The sequence below is a fragment of the Candidatus Phytoplasma phoenicium genome (genome assembly GCF_001189415.1).
Classification (GTDB): domain Bacteria; phylum Bacillota_I; class Bacilli_A; order Acholeplasmatales; family Acholeplasmataceae; genus Phytoplasma; species Phytoplasma phoenicium.
Window position 1 is genome coordinate 1 of record NZ_JPSQ01000025.1, and the last position, 1415, is coordinate 1415.

The 1415-nt window shown below is 26.3% G+C and carries 4 protein-coding genes; all 4 read right to left on the bottom strand.

Annotation, left to right across the window (positions count from 1 at the left end; genetic code table 11):
- Positions 1–536, bottom strand: a 536-nt coding sequence (locus AlmWB_RS00770; RefSeq protein WP_157022381.1) for a hypothetical protein, incomplete at its 3' end; no start/stop codon positions are given.
- Between the two features lie 2 nt (positions 537–538).
- Positions 539–805, bottom strand: a complete 267-nt coding sequence (locus AlmWB_RS00775) for a hypothetical protein (protein WP_050337156.1) — start codon at positions 803–805, stop codon at positions 539–541.
- Between the two features lie 160 nt (positions 806–965).
- The gene (locus AlmWB_RS00780) at positions 966–1295 is read right to left on the bottom strand and encodes a single-stranded DNA-binding protein (RefSeq protein ID WP_050337158.1); all 330 of its coding nucleotides are present in this window, start codon (positions 1293–1295) and stop codon (positions 966–968) included.
- An 11-nt stretch (positions 1296–1306) separates the two neighbouring features.
- Positions 1307–1415 (bottom strand): sigma factor-like helix-turn-helix DNA-binding protein (locus AlmWB_RS01805; RefSeq protein ID WP_275043465.1); only part of this gene is annotated, 109 nt, incomplete at its 5' end.

Below are 1415 nucleotides of genomic sequence, written 5' to 3' on the forward strand. Positions count from 1 at the left end.
TCAACTAATTCGTAATCATAAATTAATGCTAATTGAGGATTATTAGTTTTGATAATTTTTTGTTGTTCCAGGATGATTTTAATCTGCATAATGCCAATGCCGTTGGCATTGCAAGTCATTAAAGGACGGTGAGTATCTTCATATTTTTGATCGTTAACTTTGAATGATAAAGAAAAATATTCTTCAGGATTGATGATAGTTTTGTTTGTTTCATAATGAATAGATATTTTAAAATATAAAGGAGTGGTAAGTGCCATTCCGTTGGTATTTAAAGTAGCTTGATGATTGATTGTAATTGAATGTTGATATTTTTGTTGGTTTAAGTTTGGTAGGGGAAGGGGTAAAAGGATTTTATCTTCATTATTTCCCCCTGTTCGTTCAATAGTAAAAGAAGGACAATTATTCATTAATTGAATTGTCTCTTTTCTTTGTTGAACGAAGTAATTACTTAAGGCACAAAGTGAAGCGATGGTAAAAAATAAACTGATAAAAACCACTAAAGTGGTAAAAATTTGATTTTTAATTTGAATTTTCATAATTATTTTCCTCCTGGGATAATTGATGTAATAATATTAATCAAGTTATTAATTCCTGTGGTAAACCAAGGAATTTTGTTTTCATAATAAATAATAATGACTTGTAAAATAAAATGTAAAATAATTGTTATGTAAGTGATTTTTTGTAAAAAAGATAATTTTTTGATTGTTAAAATTTTAGTTTCCTTCGCTGTTGTTGTTAAATTGTTATTAGTTTTTTCTTGGTTTTTTAATTTGTTTTTATGTTTTTCCATAATTATTTTTGACATATTAATTTTCCTTTGAGTTTTTAAAAATTATTTATTTTTTTATTTCTTTTGGTGTGCCCGCGCGCGCCGTTGTTGCCAATTTAGGATTTTTTCAAATAAAAACCCTTTTTTAAAGGGGTTAAATGCGGAAATTTATTTGGTTGTTATTAAATTGATTTTTTTAAAAAGATAAAGTTTTTGGAAGTTTATTATCTAAAAAGATTACATTTTGAAGAATAACTTGAGTGGAAGTTTTAGGTTGTCCTTCGTTATTCGTGTATTTTCGAATGGATAAAGTTCCTTCAAGATAAATTTTGGAACCTTTATGTAAATATTTATTCATGTTGTCAGCTTGTTTCCGAAAAACAACACAGGGGATGAATTGGGTTATCTCTTTGAGGTTGACTGCTAATTGAAAATCAATTTTAGGGATTTGTTCGTTGTTTGAATTGATATATTGTTTTTCTAAATCATGACTTAGACGGACGATTAAGTGAACTTTATTTAACATATTTCTCTTTTTTATTCTTTTTGATATAATTTTTTTAATTTTTTGATAGCGATTTTTTTAATGTTTTTTACTTGTTTTAAAGATAAATTGAGTTTTTCAGCAATTTCGGCATTGGGATAA